The organism is Flammeovirga sp. OC4, from assembly GCF_000812565.1.
Lineage (GTDB): Bacteria > Bacteroidota > Bacteroidia > Cytophagales > Flammeovirgaceae > Flammeovirga.
In genome coordinates this window covers 1-514 of sequence record NZ_JTAM01000192.1, presented here as the reverse complement: position 1 = coordinate 514, position 514 = coordinate 1, and the positions used below count along the sequence as shown (strand labels likewise).

At 32.9% G+C, this 514-nt stretch carries 1 protein-coding gene; it reads left to right on the top strand.

Annotated elements, in window-relative coordinates:
* Positions 1 to 20: 20 nt before the first annotated feature.
* On the top strand, positions 21 to 514 hold a 494-nt coding region (locus PL77_RS29925), incomplete at its 3' end, for a transposase (protein ID WP_044213765.1).

Sequence of the window (514 nt, the reverse complement as noted above, 5' to 3'; positions counted from 1 at the left end):
TTTTTTTGTATCTTAGAAGTATGGCAAACTCTAAGAAAACATTTAAGTCTTACGATCAACACCAAACGCTCTTATTTCCTACCAATCTTTCATCAATGATAGATCAATATCATCCCGTGCGTTTTGTGAGTGATATTATAGATAATTTAGATCTTTCCCTTTTAATCACCGATTACTCATCCAATGGAGCTAGTGCTTATCATCCGAAAATGATGTTAAAAGTATGGATCTATGCTTACCTAAACAATATTTATTCAACAAGAAAATTAGAGACCTTTTTAAAGGAAAATATCCATGGAATGTGGCTTTCTGGTATGCAAACACCTGATCACAATACATTAAGCCGTTTTCGCAGTGGGAAATTGAAGCCACATATCAAAAAGGTATTTTTCAAAATTGTTAAATTTCTTATCGATCAAGATCAGCTTGATCTTACTGTTGCCTACACCGATGGGACAAAAATTGAAAGTGTTGCTAACAAATACACATTTGTATGGGCTAAAAAAGTCAAAAA